Annotated in this window: 19 protein-coding genes and 2 tRNA genes; 16 read left to right on the top strand and 5 right to left on the bottom strand. The window is 30.6% G+C overall.

What is annotated here, in order from left to right; genetic code table 11:
* The 4 genes from KI686_RS15490 to KI686_RS15475 form a co-directional block, all read right to left on the bottom strand.
* Positions 1-1,365 (bottom strand): glutamate synthase subunit beta (locus KI686_RS15490; protein ID WP_237590245.1); only part of this gene is annotated, 1,365 nt, incomplete at its 3' end.
* A 4-nt stretch (positions 1,366-1,369) separates the two neighbouring features.
* Entirely contained in the window at positions 1,370-5,881 is a 4,512-nt protein-coding gene (gltB, locus tag KI686_RS15485) for a glutamate synthase large subunit (RefSeq protein WP_237590244.1), read from the bottom strand.
* A 249-nt stretch (positions 5,882-6,130) separates the two neighbouring features.
* Complete coding sequence (locus tag KI686_RS15480; protein ID WP_237590243.1) at positions 6,131-7,429, bottom strand: ammonium transporter; 1,299 nt, start codon at positions 7,427-7,429, stop codon at positions 6,131-6,133.
* A gap of 29 nt (positions 7,430-7,458) precedes the next feature.
* On the bottom strand, positions 7,459-8,487 hold the full coding sequence (locus KI686_RS15475) for an outer membrane beta-barrel protein (RefSeq protein ID WP_237590242.1): 1,029 nt from the start codon (positions 8,485-8,487) through the stop codon (positions 7,459-7,461).
* 274 nt (positions 8,488-8,761) lie between these two features.
* On the opposite strand from KI686_RS15475, the gene KI686_RS15470 reads away from it, so the two are divergent.
* A complete protein-coding gene (locus KI686_RS15470; RefSeq protein WP_237590241.1) occupies positions 8,762-9,544 on the top strand; it encodes a tRNA pseudouridine synthase A in 783 nt (260 codons plus the stop codon).
* A gap of 97 nt (positions 9,545-9,641) precedes the next feature.
* Here KI686_RS15470 and KI686_RS15465 read toward each other — a convergent pair whose 3' ends face one another.
* Entirely contained in the window at positions 9,642-10,784 is a 1,143-nt protein-coding gene (locus tag KI686_RS15465; RefSeq protein WP_237590240.1) for an acyl-CoA dehydrogenase, read from the bottom strand.
* Positions 10,785-10,877: 93 nt separating this feature from the next.
* Between KI686_RS15465 and KI686_RS15460 the strand changes: the two genes are divergently transcribed.
* The 15 genes from KI686_RS15460 to KI686_RS15390 all read left to right on the top strand — a co-directional run.
* Positions 10,878-11,936, top strand: a complete 1,059-nt coding sequence (locus KI686_RS15460) for an anhydro-N-acetylmuramic acid kinase (RefSeq protein ID WP_237590239.1) — start codon at positions 10,878-10,880, stop codon at positions 11,934-11,936.
* A gap of 181 nt (positions 11,937-12,117) precedes the next feature.
* Entirely contained in the window at positions 12,118-13,344 is a 1,227-nt protein-coding gene (locus tag KI686_RS15455) for a Glu/Leu/Phe/Val dehydrogenase dimerization domain-containing protein (RefSeq protein ID WP_237590238.1), read from the top strand.
* A 25-nt stretch (positions 13,345-13,369) separates the two neighbouring features.
* On the top strand, positions 13,370-14,842 hold the full coding sequence (gene nhaB / locus KI686_RS15450) for a sodium/proton antiporter NhaB (protein ID WP_237590237.1): 1,473 nt from the start codon (positions 13,370-13,372) through the stop codon (positions 14,840-14,842).
* 108 nt (positions 14,843-14,950) lie between these two features.
* Entirely contained in the window at positions 14,951-15,640 is a 690-nt protein-coding gene (locus tag KI686_RS15445) for a MotA/TolQ/ExbB proton channel family protein (RefSeq protein WP_237590236.1), read from the top strand.
* Between the two features lie 33 nt (positions 15,641-15,673).
* Positions 15,674-16,066: an ExbD/TolR family protein gene (locus KI686_RS15440; RefSeq protein WP_237590235.1), complete on the top strand. Its 393-nt coding sequence runs from the start codon at positions 15,674-15,676 to the stop codon at positions 16,064-16,066.
* Between the two features lie 37 nt (positions 16,067-16,103).
* Entirely contained in the window at positions 16,104-16,940 is an 837-nt protein-coding gene (locus KI686_RS15435) for a TonB C-terminal domain-containing protein (protein ID WP_237590234.1), read from the top strand.
* Between the two features lie 17 nt (positions 16,941-16,957).
* Positions 16,958-18,166 carry a bifunctional folylpolyglutamate synthase/dihydrofolate synthase gene (locus tag KI686_RS15430; protein WP_237590233.1) on the top strand — a complete coding sequence of 403 codons (1,209 nt, stop codon included), beginning with the start codon at positions 16,958-16,960 and terminating at the stop codon, positions 18,164-18,166.
* A 59-nt stretch (positions 18,167-18,225) separates the two neighbouring features.
* A tRNA-Val gene (locus KI686_RS15425) sits at positions 18,226-18,303 on the top strand.
* A 113-nt stretch (positions 18,304-18,416) separates the two neighbouring features.
* Positions 18,417-18,494, top strand: a tRNA-Val gene (locus KI686_RS15420).
* A 118-nt stretch (positions 18,495-18,612) separates the two neighbouring features.
* Positions 18,613-19,596 (top strand): SDR family oxidoreductase, encoded by a 984-nt coding sequence (locus tag KI686_RS15415; protein WP_237590246.1) that lies wholly within the window; start codon positions 18,613-18,615, stop codon positions 19,594-19,596.
* Between the two features lie 5 nt (positions 19,597-19,601).
* Positions 19,602-20,885 (top strand): nucleotide sugar dehydrogenase, encoded by a 1,284-nt coding sequence (locus KI686_RS15410; protein ID WP_237590232.1) that lies wholly within the window; start codon positions 19,602-19,604, stop codon positions 20,883-20,885.
* Between the two features lies 1 nt (position 20,886).
* Positions 20,887-21,828: a Gfo/Idh/MocA family oxidoreductase gene (locus KI686_RS15405; RefSeq protein WP_237590231.1), complete on the top strand. Its 942-nt coding sequence runs from the start codon at positions 20,887-20,889 to the stop codon at positions 21,826-21,828.
* 5 nt (positions 21,829-21,833) lie between these two features.
* Positions 21,834-22,259 (top strand): adenylyltransferase/cytidyltransferase family protein, encoded by a 426-nt coding sequence (locus KI686_RS15400; protein ID WP_237590230.1) that lies wholly within the window; start codon positions 21,834-21,836, stop codon positions 22,257-22,259.
* Between the two features lie 95 nt (positions 22,260-22,354).
* Positions 22,355-22,798 carry an adenylyltransferase/cytidyltransferase family protein gene (locus tag KI686_RS15395; protein ID WP_237590229.1) on the top strand — a complete coding sequence of 148 codons (444 nt, stop codon included), beginning with the start codon at positions 22,355-22,357 and terminating at the stop codon, positions 22,796-22,798.
* A gap of 272 nt (positions 22,799-23,070) precedes the next feature.
* The coding region (locus tag KI686_RS15390) for an NAD-dependent epimerase/dehydratase family protein (RefSeq protein WP_237590228.1) at positions 23,071-23,608 on the top strand (538 nt) is incomplete at its 3' end.

Below are 23,608 nucleotides of genomic sequence, written 5' to 3'. Positions count from 1 at the left end.
AATAGCCCAGACAATTAACGACTGTCCTCGACGCATATCGCCTGCTGTAAAGATGTTCTTTACATTGGTCTGGTATTTACCATATGATGCCTGGTAATTTGATCGAGAATCTCGTTTAAGGCCTAATTGGTCTGCTAAAGTACTTTCAGGACCTGTAAATCCAAGAGCTAATAAAGCTAAATCACAAGGCCAAGTTTTTTCAGTACCAGAAACTTCAATTAATTGTGGTCTTTGGCCAGGAACCATTTTCCACTCGACATTTACTGTTTTTAATGCCGTTAAATTTCCGTTTTCATCTTTTATAAATTCTTTCGTGTTAATTAACCAATTTCTTTCTACTCCTTCTTGATGAGATGAAGAAGTTTTTAATTGTAATGGCCAAAAAGGCCAAGGTGTAGTAGGTGAACGATGTCCTGGTGGTTTTGGCATAATTTCGAAGTTTACAACAGATTTTGCACCTTGTCTATTTGATGTACCAATACAATCTGATCCTGTATCACCACCACCAATTACAATTACATTTTTGTCTGTAGCAAGTACTTGATTTTCGACTTTTTTACCTAAAACAACTTTTGTTTGTTGTGTTAAAAAATCCATAGCTTGTACAACTCCATTAGCATCTATACCAGGAGTAGGTAAGCTTCGTCTTTCAGTTGCACCACCACATAAAACTATAGCATCAAAAGTTTTTAAATCTTTTACATCATAATTAACTCCAACATTAATATTGGTTTTAAAAATAATACCTTCAGCTTCTAAAATTTTAACTCTTCTATCTATAATTCCTTTTTCCATTTTAAAATTGGGAATTCCATAACGTAGAAGACCTCCAATTTCATCATCTCTTTCGAAAACTGTTACTGTATGACCAGCTCTATTTAATTGTTGTGCTGTTGCTAAACCTGCAGGTCCAGAACCTACAACAGCAATAGTTTTACCTGTTCTATTTTTAGGAGGTTGTGGTTTTATCCAACCTTCTTTAAATGCACGTTCAACAATATTCTTTTCAATATTTTCTATTGATACCGGATCTTCTATTATACCCAATACACATGATTTTTCACATGGAGCTGGACATAATCGACCTGTAAATTCAGGAAAATTATTGGTAGAATGTAATAACCATGAAGCTTTTTGCCATTCACCTTGGTGAACCATATGGTTAAAATCTGGAATTAGATTACCTAATGGACAACCACTATGACAAAAAGGAATACCACAATCCATACATCTAGATCCTTGTTTTGTAATATCTTTATTAGATAATGGAACTGTAAATTCTTTATAATTTTTTACACGTTCTTCTACAGAAGTGTAAGTTTCATCTTGTCTTTCAAATTCTTTAAATCCTGTTACTTTTCCCATGACATTATGCTATTGTTAATTCTTCAAACATTGGTTCTTCTGTTTCTAAACGCTCTAAAGCAAGTTTATATTCAGTAGGCATCACTTTTACAAATTTATTTAAACTAGTTTCCCAATCGTTTAATAAATCTTTACCTTTTTTACTATCAGTATATAAAACGTGCTTTTCAATTGTAGCTTTTAAATCGGCACTATCTTCATCTGAAAGAGTTTCAAATTGAATAGTTTCTGTATTACAAAGACCATTTACAAATTTGCTTTCAGGATCATACACATAAGCAATTCCTCCACTCATACCTGCAGCAAAATTTCTACCAGTGTCACCTAAAACTATTACTTTTCCTCCAGTCATATATTCACAACAGTGATCACCAACACCTTCTACAACTGCTGTTGCTCCTGAATTACGAACAGCAAAACGCTCTCCTGCAATACCATTAATGTAGGCTTGTCCATTTACAGCACCAAATAAGCATACGTTACCAACAATGATATTATTTTCAGCTAAAAAGTCTGCTTTTGATGGTTTTTTAATAATCAATTTAGCGCCAGATAATCCTTTTCCTAAATAATCATTAGAGTTACCTTCTAGTGTAAATGTTAATCCATAAGCACCAAATGCTCCAAAACTTTGACCAGCTGATCCAGTAAAATTAACATTTAAAGTATCTTCAGGTAAACCTAAATGGCCATATATTTTAGAAATTTCATTACTAACAATTGCTCCTACAGTTCTATCTGTATTATTAATTGGGTAAGTTAAGTTCATCTTTTCTTTTCTATATAATGCTCTATGTGAGTCTTTTAATATAGTAAAGTCTAAAACTTTTTCTAAGTTATGATCTTGACTTTCAGTGTTTTTAACAGTCATGTTTTTATATGCTGTTGGTCTATGTAAAATACTAGATAAGTCTAATCCTTTAGCTTTATAATGCTTAATTGCTTTATTAGAGTTTATTTTATGAGTTTGGCCAACCATTTCTGATAATGTTCTAAAACCTAATTGAGCCATTATTGTTCTTAATTCTTCTGCAACATAATAGAAGAAGTTAATTACGTGTTCTGGTGTACCTTTAAAGTTTTTACGCAATTCTTTATCTTGAGTTGCAATACCAACAGGACAAGTATTTAAGTGACATTTACGCATCATAATACAGCCAGAAGCAACTAAAGGCGCTGTTGCAAAACCAAATTCTTCTGCACCTAAAAGAGCTGCAATTGCTACATCTCTACCTGTTTTTAACTGTCCGTCACATTCTACAACAATTCTACTTCTTAAATCATTAAGTACTAAAGTTTGTTGTGCTTCTGCTAAACCAAGTTCCCAAGGTAAACCAGCGTGTTTTAATGATGTTAAAGGAGAAGCTCCTGTACCACCATCATAACCAGATATTAGTACAACATCTGCTTTTGCTTTTGCTACACCTGCAGCAATTGTACCTACACCAACTTCTGATACCAATTTTACATTAATTCTAGCTTCTCTATTAGCATTTTTTAAATCAAAAATTAATTGAGCTAAATCTTCAATAGAATAAATATCATGATGAGGAGGAGGAGAAATTAAACCTACAAAAGGTGTAGAATTTCTTGCATTAGCAATCCAAGGTAATACTTTATGAGCTGGTAGTTGACCACCTTCTCCTGGTTTAGCTCCTTGAGCCATTTTTATTTGTATTTCTTTAGCATTAGATAAATAGTGTGATGTAACACCAAACCTACCTGATGCAACTTGCTTTATAGCAGAATTTCTACTATCACCATTAATATCTTTTTGAAAACGTCTTCTATCTTCACCACCTTCTCCAGAATTAGATTTACCTCCAATTCTGTTCATGGCAATGGCTAAATTTTCATGAGCTTCTCTAGAAATAGACCCGTAAGACATTGCTCCTGTTTTAAATCGTTTTACGATTTCTGTCCAAGGTTCTACTTCATCTAATGGAATTGGATCTAAATTATCAAATTCAAACAGACCACGAATTGTCATTAAACTTTCTGACTGCTCATTAATTGTTTTTGAGTAAACATCATAGCTAGATTGATCACTTAATCTAACAGCTTGTTGTAATTTTGCAACAGTTGTTGGATTAAATAAGTGACGTTCTCCGTTTCTTCTCCATCTATAATCACCACCAATATTTAAAGTTAAATTTTTGTCGATAGATTTATCAGGGTAAGCTTGTTTATAACGCTGATCTATTTCTTTTTCAATTTCATATAAACCAATACCTTCTATTCTAGAGGCAGTATAAGGGAAATATTTTTGTACAAATTGAGAGTTAAAACCTACGATTTCAAAAATTTGAGAACCTCTATAAGAATGTAAAGTAGAGATTCCAATTTTGTTCATCACCTTTAAAATACCTTTTCCAATAGCGTAATTAAAGTTATCAACGGCCTTTTGTTCATCCATACCGGTAATAAAACCTTCTTTAACTTGCATTCTAATGATTTCATTTACCATATATGGGTTTATGGCACTTGCTCCATAACCAAATAATGTTGCAAAATGATGAGGCTCACGAGGTTCTGCAGATTCAATAATTATATCGAAATAAGAACGCTTGCGTAAACGATTCATTTGATGGTTTACATAAGAACATGCTAATAATGCTGGTATTGGTGCAAATTCTTGATTAACACCTCTATCAGAAAGAATAATAATATTATTTTTATTTTCTAATGCTTTTTCTACTTGAATGATAATATTATCTAATGCATCTTCTAAACCATTTAAACCTTTAGATTTTGGATATAAAATTTGTATAGTTTCTGCTTTAAAGCTTTCTATATCAATATTTCTAATTTTTTCTAAATCTGCATTTGATATAACAGGATTTTGAATTCTTAGTTTTCTACACTGTCTATCTGTTATGCTAAAAATATTTCTATCTTTTCCTAAATTTAAACTAATGTCTGTTACAATGTTTTCTCTAATTCCATCTAAAGGTGGATTTGTAACTTGAGCAAATAATTGCTTAAAATAATTAGAAATTAACTGAGGTCTATCTGATAATACAGCTAAAGGTGTATCTATACCCATAGATCCTAAAGCTTCTTTACCTGCAATAGCCATAGGAGTAATAACTTCTTGAATATCTTCAAAAGTATAATTAAATAAACGTTGACGTGTTTTTACATCAATAGTTTCAATTGGGCAAGTTTCATTAGTATACGGTACGTCTCTTAAATGTAAACGTGTATTATCTAACCATTCTTGGTATGGTCTTTCTGAAACAATTTTACTTTTTATTTCTTCATCTTCAATAATTCTACCTTCATTCATGTCTACCAAGAACATTTTACCTGGTTTTAATCTACCATGTTCTTTAACATTTTCTGGCGCTACATCAACAACTCCAATTTCTGAAGACATTATTAAGCTACCGCTTTTGGTAACAGTATATCTAGATGGTCTTAATCCGTTTCTATCTAATAAAGCTCCAATATAATCTCCATCTGTAAAAGGTACCGAAGCAGGGCCGTCCCAAGGCTCCATAATACAAGCATTATATTCGTAAAAAGCTTTACGATCTTTAGACATAGTTGCATGTTTCTCCCATGCTTCAGGAATCATCATCATCATAATTTCTGGTAATGAACGACCTGTATGAGTTAATAACTCTACAACCATATCCATAGAAGCTGAATCTGATTTACCTGGTAAAATTATTGGGAATAATTTATCTATTTGTGGACCGAAAACATCACTTTTCATGATTTCTTCTCGAACACGCATTCTACTTACGTTACCTCTTAAAGTATTAATTTCTCCATTTTGACACATATGTCTAAATGGTTGAGCTAGCTCCCAAGTAGGCATTGTATTGGTAGAAAAACGTTGATGTACTAATGCTAAACGAGTTACTAAATCTATTTCTTGTAAATCTTTATAATATGGCCCAATATCTTCAGGCATTATTATACCTTTATATATAATAGTAGTTATTGATAAACTTGGTACATAGAAATAGTTACTTTCAGAAATTTTTGATTTTCTAATTGTATGCTCAGTAATTTTTCTTGCAGCATATAGCTTAGCTTTAAAAGTAGCTTCGTCTATTTGATCTGTTTTACCAATAAATAATTGCTCTATATTAGGTTCTGAAGCTAAAGCAATTTCACCTAGTTGAGAAGAATCAACAGGTACTTCTCTCCATCCTAAGACAGAAAGACCTTGGTTTTCTACTTCTTTTTCAAAAGTTGATTTACAAAAATTGTATTGGTTAGATACTTTTGGAAGAAAAACCATACCAACAGCATACTCTCTTTGATCTGGTATAGAAAAACTACAGACACGTTTAAAATAATCGTGGGGTATATCAATTAATAAACCTGCTCCATCACCTGTTTTTCCATCTGCACTAACACCACCTCTATGTTCTAGTTTTACTAGTATTTCTAGTGCGTCATGTATAATTTGGTTTGTTCTATCACCATTTAAATTACAGATAAAACCAGCACCGCAATTTTCGTGTTCAAACTCTGGTAAATATAATCCTTGTTTCTCCATATTATGTTCAATTATATCGGCTAATTTATATTTTTTATTAATAAAAAAATGGTTTTTTTATGAATTTAATATAATTTTTATGATGAATGTAAAAAATCATTAAAAATAATTAAGTTATTTTAATAAAATCTTTTTTTATTAAGAAAATGTTAAAAAATAAAAAACACTTGTAAATTTTTCAATTTACAAGTGTTTTTAAAGATTTTTTTTAGTAATGTAAGTTAATTACTAAAAATATGTTTTAGAGGTTTATTTGTCTTCAAACTCTCTAACTCTCTTACCTGGGTAAGCGATAGAACCATGTTCTGAGATATCTAATCCTTCTATTTCTACTTCTTTAGTTACACGTAATCCCATTGTTGCTTTTAAAATAGCTAAAACAATAAAAGATAAACCTGCAGCCCATACAGCATAAGCTAAAACACCAATTGCTTGCGCTCCTAATTGAGCGGCTCCACCACCGTTAAGTAATCCAATAGCAGTGTCACCATCTACACCCCAAAGACCAATAACTAAAGTTCCCCAAGCACCAGCAACACCGTGTACAGAAGCAGCTCCAATTGCATCATCTATTTTTAATTTCTTTTCAATAAATTCAATAGCAAATACTACAAGAATACCACCAATTAAACCAGCAAGTACAGCTCCACCAGCAGTCATGTTACCACAACCAGCAGTAATACTTACTAAACCAGCTAAAGAACCGTTTAACGTTTGACCTAAGTTAGGTTTTCCGTACCATATCCAAGTAGTAATTAATGCTCCTAAACCACCTGCAGCAGCAGCTAAGTTTGTAATTAAAACAACGTTAGATGCAGCAGTAGCATCATCACCACCCCAAGCTAATTGAGAACCACCGTTAAAACCAAACCATCCAAACCAAAGGATAAATACCCCTAAAGTAGCTAGTATTTGATTGTGACCAGGTATAGGTAAAACTTTTCCATCAACAAATTTCCCAATTCTAGGACCTACCATGTAAGCAGCAACTAAAGCTGCCCATCCACCAACAGAGTGTACAATTGATGAACCTGCAAAATCGATAAACTCAGCTGGCATAATACCGTCTGTATCGTTTAACCATCCACCATTCCATTCCCATCCACCAGAGATTGGGTAAATGATAGCTGTCATTATTAAAGAAAAGATAATGTAGGTAGTATATTTTGTTCTACCAGCTATTGCTCCAGAAACAATTGTTGCAGTTGTTGCAGCAAACATTGTTTGGAAAAATAAATCTGCTCCTTCACCTTGGAATAAACCGCTCCAGAAGAACCATCCGTTAGAAGTATCTCCGTACATTAAAGAATAACCTACAAGCCAAAAAGTAATAGAACCTACACAGATGTCTAATAAGTTTTTCATTGCAATGTTAACTGCATTTTTAGATCTTGTCATACCAGATTCTACTAAGGTAAAACCTGCTTGCATCAAGAATACTAGGATACCTGCAATTAGCATCCATAGCATCCCCATGTCTCCATTTATTTGTTCAACAGCTTTAGAAACTTCTGTTGCGTCTTGAAATAATGTTAAAAATAAACTCATTTTTATTATGTAATTTTAGTTAGTATTTTTTAGAAAGAGTAAACTGCAGCTAAAACAAAAGAAGATAAACCACTAGCCATTTCACTATCGTTATTTAAAAAGAAGTCATCAGAAGAAGAATCTAAACGAATTTCAGGGATAATGGTTAATGAACCAATTGAATAGTTAGCTGATAAAGTAGTTGCAAATACCGAAGACTCTTCAATACCTGTACCGATAGCTCCAAATTCTCCATTAGTTTCAGCAAAATACTCAGCTCTTAAACCAATAGAAAAAGAATCTGAAGTAGATAATTGAGGATATAATGCAACCCCATAAAAACCAGCAGCGTCATCAGCGTCAAAATAAGCAGCATTTAAACCTAAAAAGAAAGAATCTGATAAATCAAAACCTCCTGTAAAATCAATTTCATAAGAATCTGGATTTAATAAAAAGTTGAAGTACTGACCAGAAACGCCATACTGAGCTCCAATAGAATACTTTCCATCAGGATTGAATTCTGTAGCATCAGTTGGGTTTAAGATAGCTAACATTAAAGAAGAGTCTTCTCCTAAAGAGAAATCAGCTTTAATTCCTGAATGGCTAAATGGACCATAAGAAAATAAGTAAGAAGTACTGTAGTTAAAGTTAGCAGCAGGTGAAATTACTTCGTAACCTAAAAAAGTATTGAAGTTACCAATAGTAAGTGTAACTTTTTCACTTACATTCCAATAAGCATAAAGTTGGTTCACTATATTACCAGTAGCAGAATACATTGGAGAAGCAAAAACAGCATCAGTACCTCTTGGACCGAAAACTAAATCAGCAACAAAACCAGATTTTTCTCCTTCATAACCAGCAATAACATTTATCATTCCTAATGAAAAACCTGGAAGGTTTGCAAAAGAAGATCCAGGAGCAGCTAAAGGTGAATTATCATCATCTACAGCGTTAGGTGCATTTAGATTCGCTCGAAAATATGTATCAACTGTTCCGCTAAGCGTGAATTTTTTTTCTTCTTCTTGCGCTGTTGCTATAAAGCTACTTGCAAATAATAAAGCAAAAATGATTTTTTTCATAATGTTTGTTCTTTTAATGTTAAGTGTTTTTTATTAATTGAATTGACTCAAAAGTATATATTTATTTCTTATTATCAATAGCTGTTTTTTAAAAAATTAACATTTTTATAACATATACCCTCAAAAAAAAGGGGGTTTCTTTGAGATAATTATATTTTTTTATTGATGTAGGGTAATAAATGTTAGGTTCGTAAAAAAGAAGTGTATAATATTGAGATATTCATAAAAATGCACCATTTGTAAAAAAAAATGTAATTATTGTACATTTGTGCTCATGAAATATTCGGTTTCTTACGTAGTTTGTATACAATTTTTAGGTTTTAGGTTTTCTGGTTGGCAGAAACAAAAAAATGCTAAAACTTTACATGATATGGTTGATAAGACCTTGTCTTTTGTATTTGAAGACAAGAATTATAAAACAATAGGTATTGGTAGAACTGATGCAAAAGTATCTGCAAATACTTATTATATACAGATGTTTACAGAGGTTTTAGTAGATGAAGTAACTTTTATAAAATCTTTAAATTCTAATTTTTCTCCAGATTTTAGAGCATTATCTATAAGAAGAGTTGATAGAGGATTTAATGTTATTAATGCTCCTAAAATTAAAGAATATCATTATTATTTTTCTTTTGGTGAAAAAAATCATCCTTTTGCAGCGCCTTTTTTAGTTAATGTGGCAGAAAATCTTGATGTAAACTTGATGATGAAGGCTGCAAATTTATTTGCTGGTGAGCATTACTTTCATAAATATTGTACCAAACCATCAGAAAATACCATTTTTAAAAGGGTAATTAATTCTTGTGAGATTGTAGAGAATGATATTTTAAGAGCTAACTTTTTTCCTGAAAAATCATATGTATTAAAAGTTAGAGGTAAGGGTTTTTTACGTTATCAGATTCGGTTAATTATGGCTACTCTCTTTGAAGTTGGTAAAGGGAACTTAGATTTAACTTTTATAGAAGACTCTTTAAAAGAGGGAAATGATAGAAAGTTTATGAGAAATAATGCACCTTCTTCTGGTTTGCAATTATTTAATGTTGAGTTAGAATTTTAATTTATAATAAAATGTTATCTCTTCTTTTATATAGATTAGTTTTAGTAATCTATATAAAAGAAGAGATAACAAGTTGTAATTTATTTGTGTAAGATTTTTACCCTTTTGTTATTCCTCTAGAAATTACAATTTTCTGAATTTCTGAAGTTCCTTCATAAATTTGTGTAATTTTTGCATCTCTCATTAAGCGCTCTACATGATATTCTTTAACAAAACCATTTCCTCCATGGATTTGAACAGCTTCTACCGTTTGTTCCATTGCTACTTTAGATGCGTATAATTTTGCCATTGCACTAGACATATCGTAATTATAGCCTTTATCTTTATCCCAACCAGATTTCATTACTAACATTCTTGCAGCTTCAATTTCAGTATACATATCTGCTAATTTAAAAGCTATTGCCTGATGATTACAGATTTCTGTACCAAAAGATTTTCGTTCTTTACTGTACTTAAGCGCTAATTCGTAAGCACCAGAAGCAATCCCTAGAGCCTGTGCTGCAATACCTATTCTACCGCCAGAGAGTGTTTTCATGGCAAATTTAAAACCAAAACCATCATCACCAATTCTGTTCTCTTTCGGAATTTTTACATCATTAAATTGTAGAGTGTGAGTATCGCTACCTCTAATTCCTAATTTATCTTCTTTTGGGCCGATATGAAAACCTTTAGTTCCTTTTTCTACAATAAAAACATTAATACCTTTATGTCCTTTGTTTTTATCTGTTTGTGCAATTACTAGATAGATATCTGCTCTACCGCCATTTGTAATCCAGTTTTTTGTGCCGTTAATAAGGTAGTAATCACCTTTATCTTCTGCTGTAGTTGCTTGTGATGTAGCATCAGAACCTGCTTCTGGTTCACTTAAACAAAAGGCGCCAAGATATTCTCCTGTAGCTAATTTTGTTAAATATTTTTGTTTTTGATCTTCTGTGCCAAAAGCTTCTAAGCCATAACACACTAGTGAGTTGTTAACAGAAACGATAACAGAGGCAGAAGCATCAATCTTAGAAAGTTCTTCCATTATTAATATGTAAGAAATTGTGTCCATGCCGCTTCCTCCATATTTAGGATCTACCATAATTCCTAAAAAACCTAAATCACCCATTTTTTTTACCAATTCATCAGGAAACTCTTGTTTGTTGTCTCTTTCTATTACACCAGGTAGTAATTCTGTATGTGCAAAATCTTTTGCAGCATCACGTATCATGATGTGTTCTTCTGTTAAACTAAAATCCATAAGTGTGTTTTTTATTATATTCGTAAAATAACCTTTTCAAATATATTAAATTCGTAATAGAATTTGAGTGTTGTTTTAGTTATTTTTACACGCATGAATAAAAATGAAGTTTTTGTTATCGGTTTAATGTCTGGTACATCTTTAGATGGTATTGATTTGGTTTATGTTAAGTTTTTTAAAAATGATTATAAGAAATTTAAAATTTTAAGCTCAGAAACTGTTGGATATTCTAAAGAATGGAAAACTACTTTGCAAAATGCCATTCATTTTTCTTCTGAAAAATTAGAGCTGTTAAATGTTTCTTATGGTAAGTTTTTAGGAGAAGTGTTGAATTCTTTTATTGATAAAAATCAAATTAATAATATTGATTTTATTGCTTCTCACGGTCACACTATTTTACATCAACCAGAAAAAGGAATAACACTACAAATAGGTTCTGGAAAAGAAATAGCTAAAGCTACAAGCAGAAAAGTAGTTTATGATTTTAGAACACAAGATGTAAAATTAGGTGGGCAAGGAGCACCTTTAGTGCCAATCGGAGATCAATTACTTTTTTCTAATTATGATTATTGTTTAAATCTTGGTGGTTTTTCTAATATTTCATATCAAGAAAATGATGTAAGAATAGCTTATGATGTTTGTCCTGTAAATATTGTTTTAAATTATTATGTAAATAAATTAGGCTTTGATTATGATGATTCTGGTAAAATAGCTGCTAAAGGAAAGTTGAATAAAGAACTTTTAAAAGAGCTAAATAATTTAGAGTTTTACAAAATTAAGCCTCCAAAATCTTTAGGTTTAGAATGGGTGCAAAAAAATATATTTCCTTTAATAGATAATCTAGAAAAAGATGTACCTTCTATATTAAGAACTTTTGTAGAGCATATTGCAATTCAATTAAGTGCTGTTATTAAATCTGATTCTGTGTTAATAACTGGTGGAGGAGCGTTTAATGTTTTTTTGATTAAAAGATTAGAAGATGTTTTAGGTGTTAAAATTTTATTAATTAATAAAGAATTAATAGATTTTAAAGAAGCTTTAATTTTTGCTTTTTTAGGTGTGCTAAGAGTTGATAATCAGGTTAATTGTTTAAAGTCTGTTACAGGTGCAATAAAAGATCATTCTTCCGGTAAAATTTTTATACCAAACTGATGGATAAAAAAAATTTGAGCAGTCGTTTTTTTACATTAGATTTGTGTGACACACAAAATATATAATAATTCAATTTTTTTAAAATGAATCAGCTTTAACTTTCCCCAGAAGGGGATTTTATTACAAGACTAAAATTATTTAAAAGAAATAAAAGTAAAAGTTAATTATTTAAAATATTAAAATGAAAGAATTATTAAAAATATACGAGAACAAACAACCAGAAATAGTCTTTAATTGGAAAGATTCTGAAACTGAAGCAGAGGGCTGGACAGTGATAAATTCATTAAGAGGTGGCGCAGCTGGTGGAGGAACAAGAATGAGAGAAGGCTTAGATTTAAATGAAGTTTTATCTTTAGCGAAAACGATGGAGGTAAAATTTACTGTTTCTGGTCCTGCCATTGGAGGAGCAAAATCTGGTATAAATTTTAACCCGCAAGATCCTCGTAAAAAAGGTGTTTTAGAGCGTTGGTACAAAGCTGTTTCTCCATTATTAAAAAATTATTACGGAACAGGAGGAGACTTAAATGTAGATGAAATACATGAAGTAATACCAATGACAGAAGATGTTGGGGTATGGCATCCACAAGAAGGTGTTTTTAACGGTCATTTTAAACCATCCGAAGCAGACAAGATTAATAGAATCGGTCAATTAAGACATGGGGTGATAAAAGTCATAGAAAGCCCTATTTATTCTCCTGATATTGCATCGAAATTTACAATTGCAGACATGATTACAGGTTTTGGGGTTGCAGAAGCTGTTCGTCATTACTATGATATTTATGGAGGTACTGTAGTTGGTAAGAGAACTATTGTACAAGGTTTTGGAAATGTTGGTTCTGCAGCAGCATATTATTTAGCTCAAATGGGTGCTAAAGTTGTAGGTATAATAGATATTGTTGGTGGTGTTATTAATGAAGATGGATTTACTTTTGAAGAGGTAAAAGAATTATTTTTAAATAAGAAAGGAAATACATTATTTTCAGAAAAAATGATACCTTTTAGTGAAGTAAATGAAAGAATTTGGGAATTGAAATCAGAAGTTTTTGCTCCTTGTGCAGCATCTAGATTAGTAAAACAAGAACAAATTAATAAAATGATAGAAAGAGGATTAGAAGTGGTTTCTTGCGGGGCAAATGTGCCTTTTGCAGATAAAGAAATTTTCTTTGGCTCTATAATGGAAGACACAGATAAGAAAGTAAGTTTAATTCCAGACTTTATTTCTAATTGTGGTATGGCAAGAGTATTTGCATATTTTATGGAGAGAAGAGTAAAAATGAGCGATGAAGCTATTTTTAAAGATACCTCTGATGTAATTAAAAAAGCATTGCAAAGAACTTTTGCAAAAAGTGCTTCTAAAACAAGAATAAGTGAAACTGCGTTTGAAATAGCGCTAAAAGAATTAATATAATAATTAACTATTAAATAACAATAACATGTTTAAGTACTTTTTAGGGGATTCGCCAAAATGGTTTAAAATGACCATGATAGGTTTTCTGATTTTTAACATCTTTTCAATTTTTGTTTTAGGAAAAACAATAACAGCTTGGATTTTTATTGCCGAGTTTATTTTTACGCTAGCAATGGCACTAAAATGTTACCCTCTACAATCGGGAGGTTTATTAGCTATAGAAGCTATCGCATTGGGCTTAACTACACCTAAAAATGCTTATCACGAAGTAGATCAAAATTTAGAAGTTGTATTGCTTTTAGTTTTTATGGTTGCTGGTATCTATTTTATGAAACCTTTATTAATGTTTATTTTTAGTAAAGTGTTTACTAAGATAAGATCTAAGTTGGTTTTATCTTTATTGTTTGTGTTTTTATCAGCTGTTTTGTCAGCATTTTTAGATGCATTAACTGTAACTGCTGTATTAATTAGTGTTGCAGTTGGTTTTTACGGTGTATATCACAAAATACATTCTAGTTCTCAAGACTATAATGATGATGGAAAATTAGACCGCAAAGAATTAAGCGGAGAAACTTTAGAGCAATTTCGTAGCTTTTTAAGAAGTTTAATTATGCATGGGGTTGTAGGTACTGCTCTAGGTGGAGTTTGTACATTGGTAGGAGAGCCTCAAAACTTATTAATTGGTGAACGTTTAGGATGGGATTTTGTTGAATTCTTTATTCACATGGCGCCAGTTACTATACCTGTACTTATAGCTGGTTTAGCAACAACAGTTGTTTTAGAGTTGACAGGTTGGTTTGGTTTTGGAGCTAAATTGCCTAAAATAGCAGCAGATATTATAGAAGGTTATACATTAGAACAAGATAATAATCGTTCTCAAAAAGAAAAATATGGTTTAATAGTACAAGGAGTTTCTGCAGTATTATTAATTGCTGGTTTGGCTTTACATATTGCTCCTGTTGGTTTAATAGGTTTAGCATTAATAATAATACAAACTGCTTTTATGGGTATTATAGAAGAGCATAGTTTAGGTCATGCTTTTGAAGAAGCTTTACCTTTTACAGGTTTATTAGTGGTTTTCTTTGTTATTGTTGCAATGATACATGATCAGCATTTATTTAGCCCTATAATTGATTGGGCTTTACATCAAGATCCAGCTTCTCAACCAGGTCTTTTTTACATAGCTAATGGTGCTTTATCTGCAATAAGTGATAATGTATTTGTGGCAACTGTTTATATTGGTGAAGTGCAAAATGCGTTTAAAAGCGGTACAATTGATAGAGAACATTTTGAAAATTTAGCAATAGCAATTAATACAGGTACAAATTTACCTAGTGTTGCAACGCCAAATGGACAGGCAGCATTCTTATTCTTATTAACATCTGCTTTGGCTCCGTTAATTAATCTTTCTTATGGAAAAATGGTAAAAATGGCATTGCCTTATACTATTGTTTTAGGAGGATTAGGATATATAATGGTAAAAATTGTACTATCTTAGTTTTATCTAATTCTAGAATAAAAATCCTGAATTAATATTCAGGATTTTTTTTGATGCAATTTTAAGTTATTATAATCGTTATAAAGTAAAATTAAAAAAGAATATTAAATGTTATCATTTTTTCAAGAAAATACAGAGTTGTTAGAAGAGGTTGTTTCAGAAGAAAAAACATTGTCTATCTATAATTTAATTATGGATGGAGGTGTAGGAGGACAAATAATTATAGCCATTCTTTTTGTACTATTGGCAATTACTTTCTATATATATTTTGAGCGTTTTTTTGCTATTAAAGCAGCGTCTAAAGTTGATAAAAATTTTATGAATCAGATTAAAGAACTTATATCTGAAGGAAAATTAGAAGCTGCAGATACTCTTTGTAAAAGTAAAGACACACCAACATCTAGATTAATAGGTAAAGGAATTTCTAGAATAGGAAAACCATTAGAAGATATTAATACAGCAATAGAAACAGCAGGTAAATTAGAAGTTTATCAACTAGAAAAAAATGTTAGTGTTCTAGCTACAATTGCAGGAGCAGCACCAATGATTGGGTTTTTAGGAACCGTTATTGGAATGATTGTTGCAATACATGAGATAGCAAATGCAGGTGGGCAAATAGATATAAAAATGCTTTCAGACGGTTTGTATACAGCAATGACAACAACAGTTGCTGGTTTAATTGTGGGTATTATTTCTTACATTACATATAACCACTTAGTTGTAAGAACAAATAAAGTTGTTTATCAAATGGAAGCAAAATCTGTAGAGTTTTTAGATTTGTTAAACGAGCCAGTATAAATAATTGATTGTTTTTAACTTTAAATAATTGTCATGAATTTACGAGGAAGAAATAAAGTAGATCCGTCATTTAATATGTCATCAATGACAGATATTGTTTTTTTGTTATTAATATTTTTTATGCTAACATCTACTTTAGTAACTGTAAGTGCAATTGATGTTATTTTGCCAAAAGCAGGCGGAAAAACAGAAAACAGTAAATCTGTAGCTATTACAATAACAAATGAATCTCTTTTCTATATTGATAAAACTAAAGTAAGTTCATCAAGTTTAGAAAGTGAAATTTTAAAAAGTGTTGGTATAGATAAAAAGAAAACAATAGTAATAAGAGGCGATAAGGATGTACCTTATAAAAATGTTATGAAGGTAATTGATATTGCTAATAAAAATAAATTAAAAATGATTTTAGCAGTAAAGGGTAAATAAAGTTTACTTATTGCAAAATTAACTAGTTTAAAAACAAATGTCTATTTTAGATACTAAACATAAACGTAAATCAGCTATAATTACTGTTGTGATCCTAATAATTTTAATTTTTGGGATTTTTAATTATGGAATGAAATATCTAGATCCTCCAGAGGAATATGGTTTGGCTATAAATTTTGGAGATGCAAATGTAGGTAGTGGAGATCCTGTTTTAAAAACAAAGGAACAACCAGTATCAAAAGTAAAAGAAGAAGAAGTTGTAGAAGAAATTATTGAAGAGGTGCAAGAAACTCCTCAAGAAATAATTAAAGAAGAAATTATAACTGAAGATACTTCTAAAGATGTTCCTGTTGTTGAAAAAGTTGAAGAAAATAAAAAAGAACCAATAAAAGAAGTTGTTAAAAAAGAGGTTGTAAAACAAAAACCTAAGCCTAAACCATCAAAAGCAACGCAAGATGCTTTAAATAACTTACTAAATGGAAAATCATCTGAAGGTGATGTTAAAGGAGAAGGAGATGATGAAAAAGAAGGTGTTAAAGGAGATGTAAACGGAGATCCTTCATCTTCTAAGTATTATGGTAATACCGGTAGTGGCTTTGGAGGTAATTATAATTTAGCCGGTAGAAAAGCATTGTCTACACCTAAACAACAACCAGATTGTCAAGAAGAAGGTACGGTAGTTGTTAGGATTGTAGTGGATAAAAATGGTAAGGTTGTGTCTGCAGAACCTGGTTATAAAGGAACCACCAATTCTGATCCCTGTTTATTAAAACCAGCAAAAGAAGCTGCTTTGCAAACAAAATGGAATGCTGATGATGAGGCACCTTCACGACAAGTAGGAACTATAATCTATAAGTTTTCTCTTACCCAATAATCTTTTATTTTTGTAAAATGAACTATCAACAAACACTAGATTGGATGTTTGAACAGTTACCTATGTATCAAAGTGAAGGTAAAACAGCATTCAAAAAAGATTTAACTAATATTATAGAGTTATCTAAAGAGTTAAAATTTCCAGAGAAAAAATTTAAATCAATTCATGTAGGAGGTACAAATGGCAAAGGTTCTACAAGTCATATGTTGGCTTCTATTTTGCAAGAGGCAGGCTATAAAGTTGGTTTGTATACGTCACCTCACTTAAAGAATTTTACAGAAAGAATAAAAATTAATGGGAATGAAATTCCTGAAGAAAAAGTTACGTTATTTATTAATCAAAATAAGTCTTTTTTAGAAAAACAAAAATTGTCTTTTTTTGAAATGACAGTAGGGATGGCTTTTGATTATTTTGCAAAAGAAAAAGTAGATATTGCTATTATAGAAGTAGGTTTAGGAGGAAGGTTAGATTCTACAAATATAATAGAGCCAGAAATATCTGTAATTACAAATATAGGTTTAGATCATACTCAAATTTTAGGAGAAACTTTACAAGAAATTGCTTACGAAAAGGCAGGAATCATAAAAAAGAATGTACCTGTAGTTATTGGAGAAAAACAAAATGAAGTAGTAGAGGTTTTTACTGATAAGATAGAACTAACAAAATCTAAAATATTTTATGCTTCTGATGATAAAAGTGATTACAAAACAGATTTGTTAGGTGATTATCAAAAATCGAATAGTAAAACAGCTGTAAAAACAATTAAAGAATTATCAGGATTTGATGTTTCTGAAAAAAATATTATTGAAGGCTTATTAAATGTAGTAAAAAATACAAGTTTAAAAGGTAGATGGCAAATATTACAAGATAATCCTAAAGTTATTTGCGATACAGCACATAATAAAGAAGGATTAAAAATAGTTTTAAATCAGCTGAAAAAAGAACCATATAGAAAATTACATATTGTATTGGGTGTAGTTTCGGATAAAAAGATTGAAGATGTTTTAGGTTTGTTTCCAAAAGAAGCTACTTATTATTTTTGTAAACCTAATATACCAAGAGGTTTGTCTGAAGAAGTATTAAAAGAGAATGCTTTTAATTTTAAACTCTTTGGAGAAAAATTTTCATCAGTTAAATCTGCTTTTAAATTTGCTTTGAGTACTGCTAATCAAGATGATGTAATTTACGTAGGTGGTAGTACATTTGTTGTTGCAGAAATAATCTAAAAAAAACTACATTTTTATTTTTTATAAATAAAAAAAGGTATTATATTTGCACCCGCTTAGGGCAATTAGCTCAGTTGGTTCAGAGCACCTCGTTTACACCGAGGGGGTCGGGGGTTCGAATCCCTCATTGCCCACCAAAAAAATCCTTTACATAACAGTAAAGGATTTTTTCTTTTTTAAAGAAAATCTAAAAAAAAATAACTTTTATTTTTGCTGATGTAAAAAACAATACTATATTTGCACCCGCTTAGGGCAATTAGCTCAGTTGGTTCAGAGCACCTCGTTTACACCGAGGGGGTCGGGGGTTCGAATCCCTCATTGCCCACCAAAAAAATCCTTTACATAATAGTAAAGGATTTTTTCTTTTTTATAAGGTATTTAAGAATAATAGACTAAAACATTTTTTGTACATTCGTCATCAAGAAAAAGGAAAACAATTTTTGTTGATGTTAGAAGATTTGTCTCAAAAGAAAATAGTTGTAACAGGTGGAGCTGGTTTTATTGGCTCTAATTTATGTGAAGCTTTACTTGATAGGAATAATACAGTTATTTGTTTTGATAATTTTTCAACAGGAAAGAGAGAAAATATTTCTGATTTTTTAACGAACTCTAACTTTACTTTAATAGAAGGAGATATTAGAAATTTGTCTGATTGTCTAGAGGCAACTAAAGGTTGTGATTTTGTTTTGCATCAAGCAGCATTAGGTTCTGTGCCTAGGTCTATTAAAGATCCAATTACATCAAACGCTGTAAACGTTTCAGGTTTTTTAAATATGTTGGTTGCTTCTAAAGAGAATGAGATTAAGCGTTTTGTTTATGCAGCAAGTTCATCAACCTATGGGGATTCTGAGTCAATGCCAAAAGTAGAGGATGTTATTGGTAAGCCATTATCTCCTTATGCGGTTACTAAGTATGTAAATGAGTTATATGCAGATGTTTTTTCTAAAACGTACGGAATAGAGACAATAGGATTACGCTATTTTAATGTTTTTGGTAGAAAACAAGATCCAAATGGAGCATATGCAGCTGTAATTCCAAAATTTGTTAGCCAATTGATGAAGGGAGAATCTCCAGTTATCAATGGGGATGGTTCTTTTTCAAGGGATTTTACTTATATTGACAACGTTATTCAGGCTAATTTATTAAGTTTAGTTACAGAAAATAAAAGTGCTGTTAATACAGTTTATAATGTTGCATACGGAGATAGAAATACATTAAATGACCTAATGAGTTTTTTAAAAGAATATTTATCTGAATATGATGAATCCATTACTAATGTAGAGGTAAAATATGGTAAGAATAGAGTAGGAGATATACCTCATTCTCATGCAAGTATTATTAAGGCGAAAAAGTTATTACAATACAACCCTCAGTTTTCATTGCAAAAAGGATTGAAAGAAGCTGTAAAGTGGTATTGGGAGAATTTGTAAAATTTATGATAGATAAAAAGATAGCAATAATAGGTTTAGGTTATGTAGGTTTGCCATTGGCAAGATTGTTTGCAACTAAATACGCCGTTGTTGGTTTTGATATAAATAAAAAGAGAGTAGCAGAGTTGATGTCTGGTACAGACTCTACATTAGAGGTTTCTGATGAATCTCTACAATCTGTTTTGTTAGAGCAATCTACAAAAGAAAAAGGATTGTTTTGCACAGACTCAATAGATAGTATAAAAGATTGTAATTACTATATAATTACAGTGCCAACTCCTGTTGATAAAAATAATAGACCTGTATTAACACCTTTAATTAAAGCAAGTGAAACTGTTGGGAAGGTATTAAAAAAGGGAGATATTGTAATTTATGAATCTACAGTATATCCTGGAGCAACAGAGGAAGAATGTATTCCGGTTTTAGAAAAAATATCAGGATTAGAATTTAATAAAGATTTTTATGCAGGATATTCTCCAGAGAGAATTAATCCGGGAGACAAAGAACATACGGTAGAAAAAATACTAAAAGTTACCTCTGGTTCTACAAAAGAAATAGGCGAGAAAGTTGATGATTTATATAAGTCGGTTATTATTGCTGGTACACATTTAGCACCAACAATTAAGGTAGCTGAGGCAGCAAAAGTTATAGAAAACTCTCAAAGAGATATTAATATTGCTTTTGTAAATGAACTGGCTAAAATTTTTGGGTTGATGAATATTAATACTCACGATGTTTTAGAAGCTGCAGGAACAAAATGGAATTTTTTACCATTTAAACCAGGCTTAGTTGGTGGTCATTGTATTGGTGTAGATCCTTATTATTTAGCACAGAAAGCTCAAGAATATGGTTATCATCCAGAAATTATACTTGCAGGTAGAAGATTAAATGATAGTATGGGGAATTATGTAGCTTCTGAAGTTGTTAAGTTAATGATCAATGAAGATATTAATGTAAAAAATGCTGAAATTTTAGTCTTAGGTATTACTTTTAAAGAAAACTGCCCAGATGTAAGAAATACAAAAGCAGTAGACGTTATTTCTGCTTTAAAAGAATATGGAACTAACGTAACAATATTTGATCCGTGGGCAAAGGTAGAAGATGTAAAGAATGAATATAATTTAGATTCTGTAAAAGATTTACCAAATAAAAAATTTGATGCTATTGTATTAACAGTTTCGCATAATGAATTTATAAATTTAGATTTTGAATCAATAAAAAAAGAAAAATCTATTATTTATGATGTGAAAAATATTTTACCAGAATCAATAAAAAATAAAACATTATAAATTGAAGAATTTCGCTTTAATAGGTGCTGCAGGTTACATTGCACCAAGACATTTAAAGGCAATAAAAGATACAAATAATAACCTTATAGCAGCACTAGATAAGTTTGACAGTGTTGGTATTATGGATAGTTATTTTCCTAATGCAGATTTTTTTGTTGAGTTTGAAAGGTTTGATCGTCACATAGAAAAGATTAAGCGTCAAAAAAATATAAGTTTAGATTATGTTAGTATTTGTACTCCAAACTATTTGCATGATTCTCATATAAGAATGGCTTTAAGAAGAGGAGCAGATGCTATTTGCGAAAAACCGTTAGTTTTAAACCCTTGGAATGTAGATGCGTTAGCTGATATAGAAAAAGAATCTGGACAAAGAATACACACTATTTTACAATTGAGGTTACACGCTAGTATCATTCAATTAAAGAATAAAGTAGTTTTAGAAAATAAAAAAGGTAAATACGATGTAGATTTAACATACATTACTTCAAGAGGAAATTGGTATGATATTTCTTGGAAAGGAGATGAATCAAAATCTGGAGGTATTGCTACAAATATCGGAGTTCATTTTTACGACATGCTTTCTTGGGTTTTTGGAGAAGTTGAAGAAAATAACGTACATTTAAAAGAAAAAAATAAAGCAGCTGGTTATTTAGAATTTAAAAATGCAAGAGTAAGATGGTTTTTATCTATTGATGAAAATGATTTGCCTCAAAATATTAAAGAAATTGGTCAAAGAACATTTCGTTCTATAACTATAGATAATACAGAGTTAGAGTTTAGTAAAGGGTTTACAGAATTACACACAGATAGTTATAAAGATATTTTAAAAGGGAATGGTTTTGGGTTAGAAGATGCTAGAAACTCTATTCAAATTGTTCACGATATTAGAAATCAGGAAATTAATCTAAAAGGTGAAAAACATCTTTTCTTAAATAAAATCTAAACAAGATGAAAAAAAAAGCAATTATTGTTTCGGGTTATTTTAATCCAATTCACAAAGGACATTTAGAATATTTTAATAATGCAAAAGCTTTAGCAGATGAGTTATTTGTAATTGTTAATAGCGATCTTCAAAGAGGATTAAAAGGGTCTAAAGAATTTCAAAAAGAAGACGAAAGATTATTTATTGTTCAGAATATTAAAGCAGTAGATAAAGCAATTATCTCTATAGATAAAGATAGAACTGTATGTGAGTCTATTCGTCATTTTTTTACAACTTATAATGAAGAATATGAATTAGGTTTTGCAAACGGAGGTGATCAAAACAATAATTCTATTCCAGAAGTGCCAGTTTGCAATGAATTAGGTATTAAGTTAATTGATGGTTTGGGAGAAAAAATACAATCATCATCATGGTTACTAAATAAAAAATAATATACTGATTATATTATTTTTATGTTAAATTTAAAAGATATTAGCAATATTATTTTAAAATAATAATTAATTATATATTTGAAAAAAAAACAATTATGAAAGTAGGTATTACCTTTAGTGCTTTTGATTTATTTCATGCAGGTCATGTAAAAATGTTAGAAGATGCAAAAAATGAATGTGATTTTTTAATTTGTGGTTTACAAACAGATCCAACGTTAGATAGACCAGAAAAAAACAGACCAATTCAATCAGTAGTAGAAAGATATATCCAATTAAAAGGATGTAAATATGTTGATGAAATTGTGCCTTATGCTACAGAGCAAGATTTAGAAGATGTATTACGTTCATTTAAAATTGATGTTAGAATAGTTGGAGATGAATATGCTAGCAAACAATTTACAGGAAGAAAGTATTGTGAAGAGGTAGGTATCGAGTTATTTTTTAACAAAAGAGAACACCGTTTTTCTAGTAGTGGCTTAAGAAAAGAAGTACAAGAAAAAGAAAACTTAAAAGAAACTTTAAAAGCTAAAAAAGCATAGCTGATTATTAAAGATATTATACTGTAGAGGGTTTGAAAAGACAGTAGTTTAGCTTCTTCTAAGGTTTTTATTAAGGAAAAAGAATAAAAGCAATCTGTAAAATACAGATTTTAAAATCAAACTTAGAAGAAAACATTATTCTTGTTTTTTCAAACTACCTACAGATAATATAAACTAATAATCAATTATTTTTGAAAGTAGAAATCAATACAATACCTTTTTTATAGAGGCTTAACGTTTTGAGTGCTTTCGTCGGATATGGAAATAAAAAGATGAAAAAAGATTTAAAAATATACATAGCTGGTCATCGAGGGATGGTAGGTTCTGCAGTTTGGAGAGCTTTAGAAAAGAAAGGGTATAGTAATTTAATAGGTAGAACAAGTAAACAACTAGACTTAAAAGATCAAAAAGCAGTTTTAAGTTTTTTAGAAGAAGAACAACCAGCAGCTATTATTGATGCAGCCGCAAGGGTAGGTGGTATTTTAGCAAATAATGATTATCCATATCAATTTTTAATGGAGAACATGCAAATTCAAAACAATCTAATTGATGGCGCATTAAAAGTTGGTATAGAGAAGTTTATATTTTTAGGTAGTTCATGTATTTATCCAAAATTTGCACCTCAACCATTAAAAGAGTCGTATTTATTAACCGATTCATTAGAGCCAACCAATGAGTGGTATGCAGTTGCAAAAATTACAGGAGTAAAATTATGCCAAGCCATTAGAAAACAATTTGGTAAAGATTATGTAAGTTTAATGCCAACCAATTTGTATGGTTATTTCGATAATTTTGATTTAAAAACCTCTC

The sequence above is a fragment of the Polaribacter sargassicola genome (assembly GCF_021991835.1).
Taxonomy (GTDB): domain Bacteria; phylum Bacteroidota; class Bacteroidia; order Flavobacteriales; family Flavobacteriaceae; genus Polaribacter; species Polaribacter sargassicola.
The sequence above is the reverse complement of the archived record's forward strand: the minus strand, read 5'-3'. Positions and strand labels throughout refer to the sequence as shown.

What these genes read in the sequence shown, in the direction of transcription:
- gltB (WP_237590244.1), bottom strand. Translation starts at nt 5,881, where the DNA reads ATGGAGAAACAAGGATTATATTTACCAGAGTTTGAACACGAAAATTGC.
- KI686_RS15480 (WP_237590243.1), bottom strand. Translation starts at nt 7,429, where the DNA reads ATGAGTTTATTTTTAACATTATTTCAAGACGCAACAGAAGTTTCTAAA.
- KI686_RS15475 (WP_237590242.1), bottom strand. Translation starts at nt 8,487, where the DNA reads ATGAAAAAAATCATTTTTGCTTTATTATTTGCAAGTAGCTTTATAGCA.
- KI686_RS15470 (WP_237590241.1), top strand. Translation starts at nt 8,762, where the DNA reads ATGAAATATTCGGTTTCTTACGTAGTTTGTATACAATTTTTAGGTTTT.
- KI686_RS15465 (WP_237590240.1), bottom strand. Translation starts at nt 10,784, where the DNA reads ATGGATTTTAGTTTAACAGAAGAACACATCATGATACGTGATGCTGCA.
- KI686_RS15460 (WP_237590239.1), top strand. Translation starts at nt 10,878, where the DNA reads ATGAATAAAAATGAAGTTTTTGTTATCGGTTTAATGTCTGGTACATCT.
- KI686_RS15455 (WP_237590238.1), top strand. Translation starts at nt 12,118, where the DNA reads ATGAAAGAATTATTAAAAATATACGAGAACAAACAACCAGAAATAGTC.
- nhaB (WP_237590237.1), top strand. Translation starts at nt 13,370, where the DNA reads ATGTTTAAGTACTTTTTAGGGGATTCGCCAAAATGGTTTAAAATGACC.
- KI686_RS15445 (WP_237590236.1), top strand. Translation starts at nt 14,951, where the DNA reads ATGTTATCATTTTTTCAAGAAAATACAGAGTTGTTAGAAGAGGTTGTT.
- KI686_RS15440 (WP_237590235.1), top strand. Translation starts at nt 15,674, where the DNA reads ATGAATTTACGAGGAAGAAATAAAGTAGATCCGTCATTTAATATGTCA.
- KI686_RS15435 (WP_237590234.1), top strand. Translation starts at nt 16,104, where the DNA reads ATGTCTATTTTAGATACTAAACATAAACGTAAATCAGCTATAATTACT.
- KI686_RS15430 (WP_237590233.1), top strand. Translation starts at nt 16,958, where the DNA reads ATGAACTATCAACAAACACTAGATTGGATGTTTGAACAGTTACCTATG.
- KI686_RS15415 (WP_237590246.1), top strand. Translation starts at nt 18,613, where the DNA reads ATGTTAGAAGATTTGTCTCAAAAGAAAATAGTTGTAACAGGTGGAGCT.
- KI686_RS15410 (WP_237590232.1), top strand. Translation starts at nt 19,602, where the DNA reads ATGATAGATAAAAAGATAGCAATAATAGGTTTAGGTTATGTAGGTTTG.
- KI686_RS15400 (WP_237590230.1), top strand. Translation starts at nt 21,834, where the DNA reads ATGAAAAAAAAAGCAATTATTGTTTCGGGTTATTTTAATCCAATTCAC.
- KI686_RS15395 (WP_237590229.1), top strand. Translation starts at nt 22,355, where the DNA reads ATGAAAGTAGGTATTACCTTTAGTGCTTTTGATTTATTTCATGCAGGT.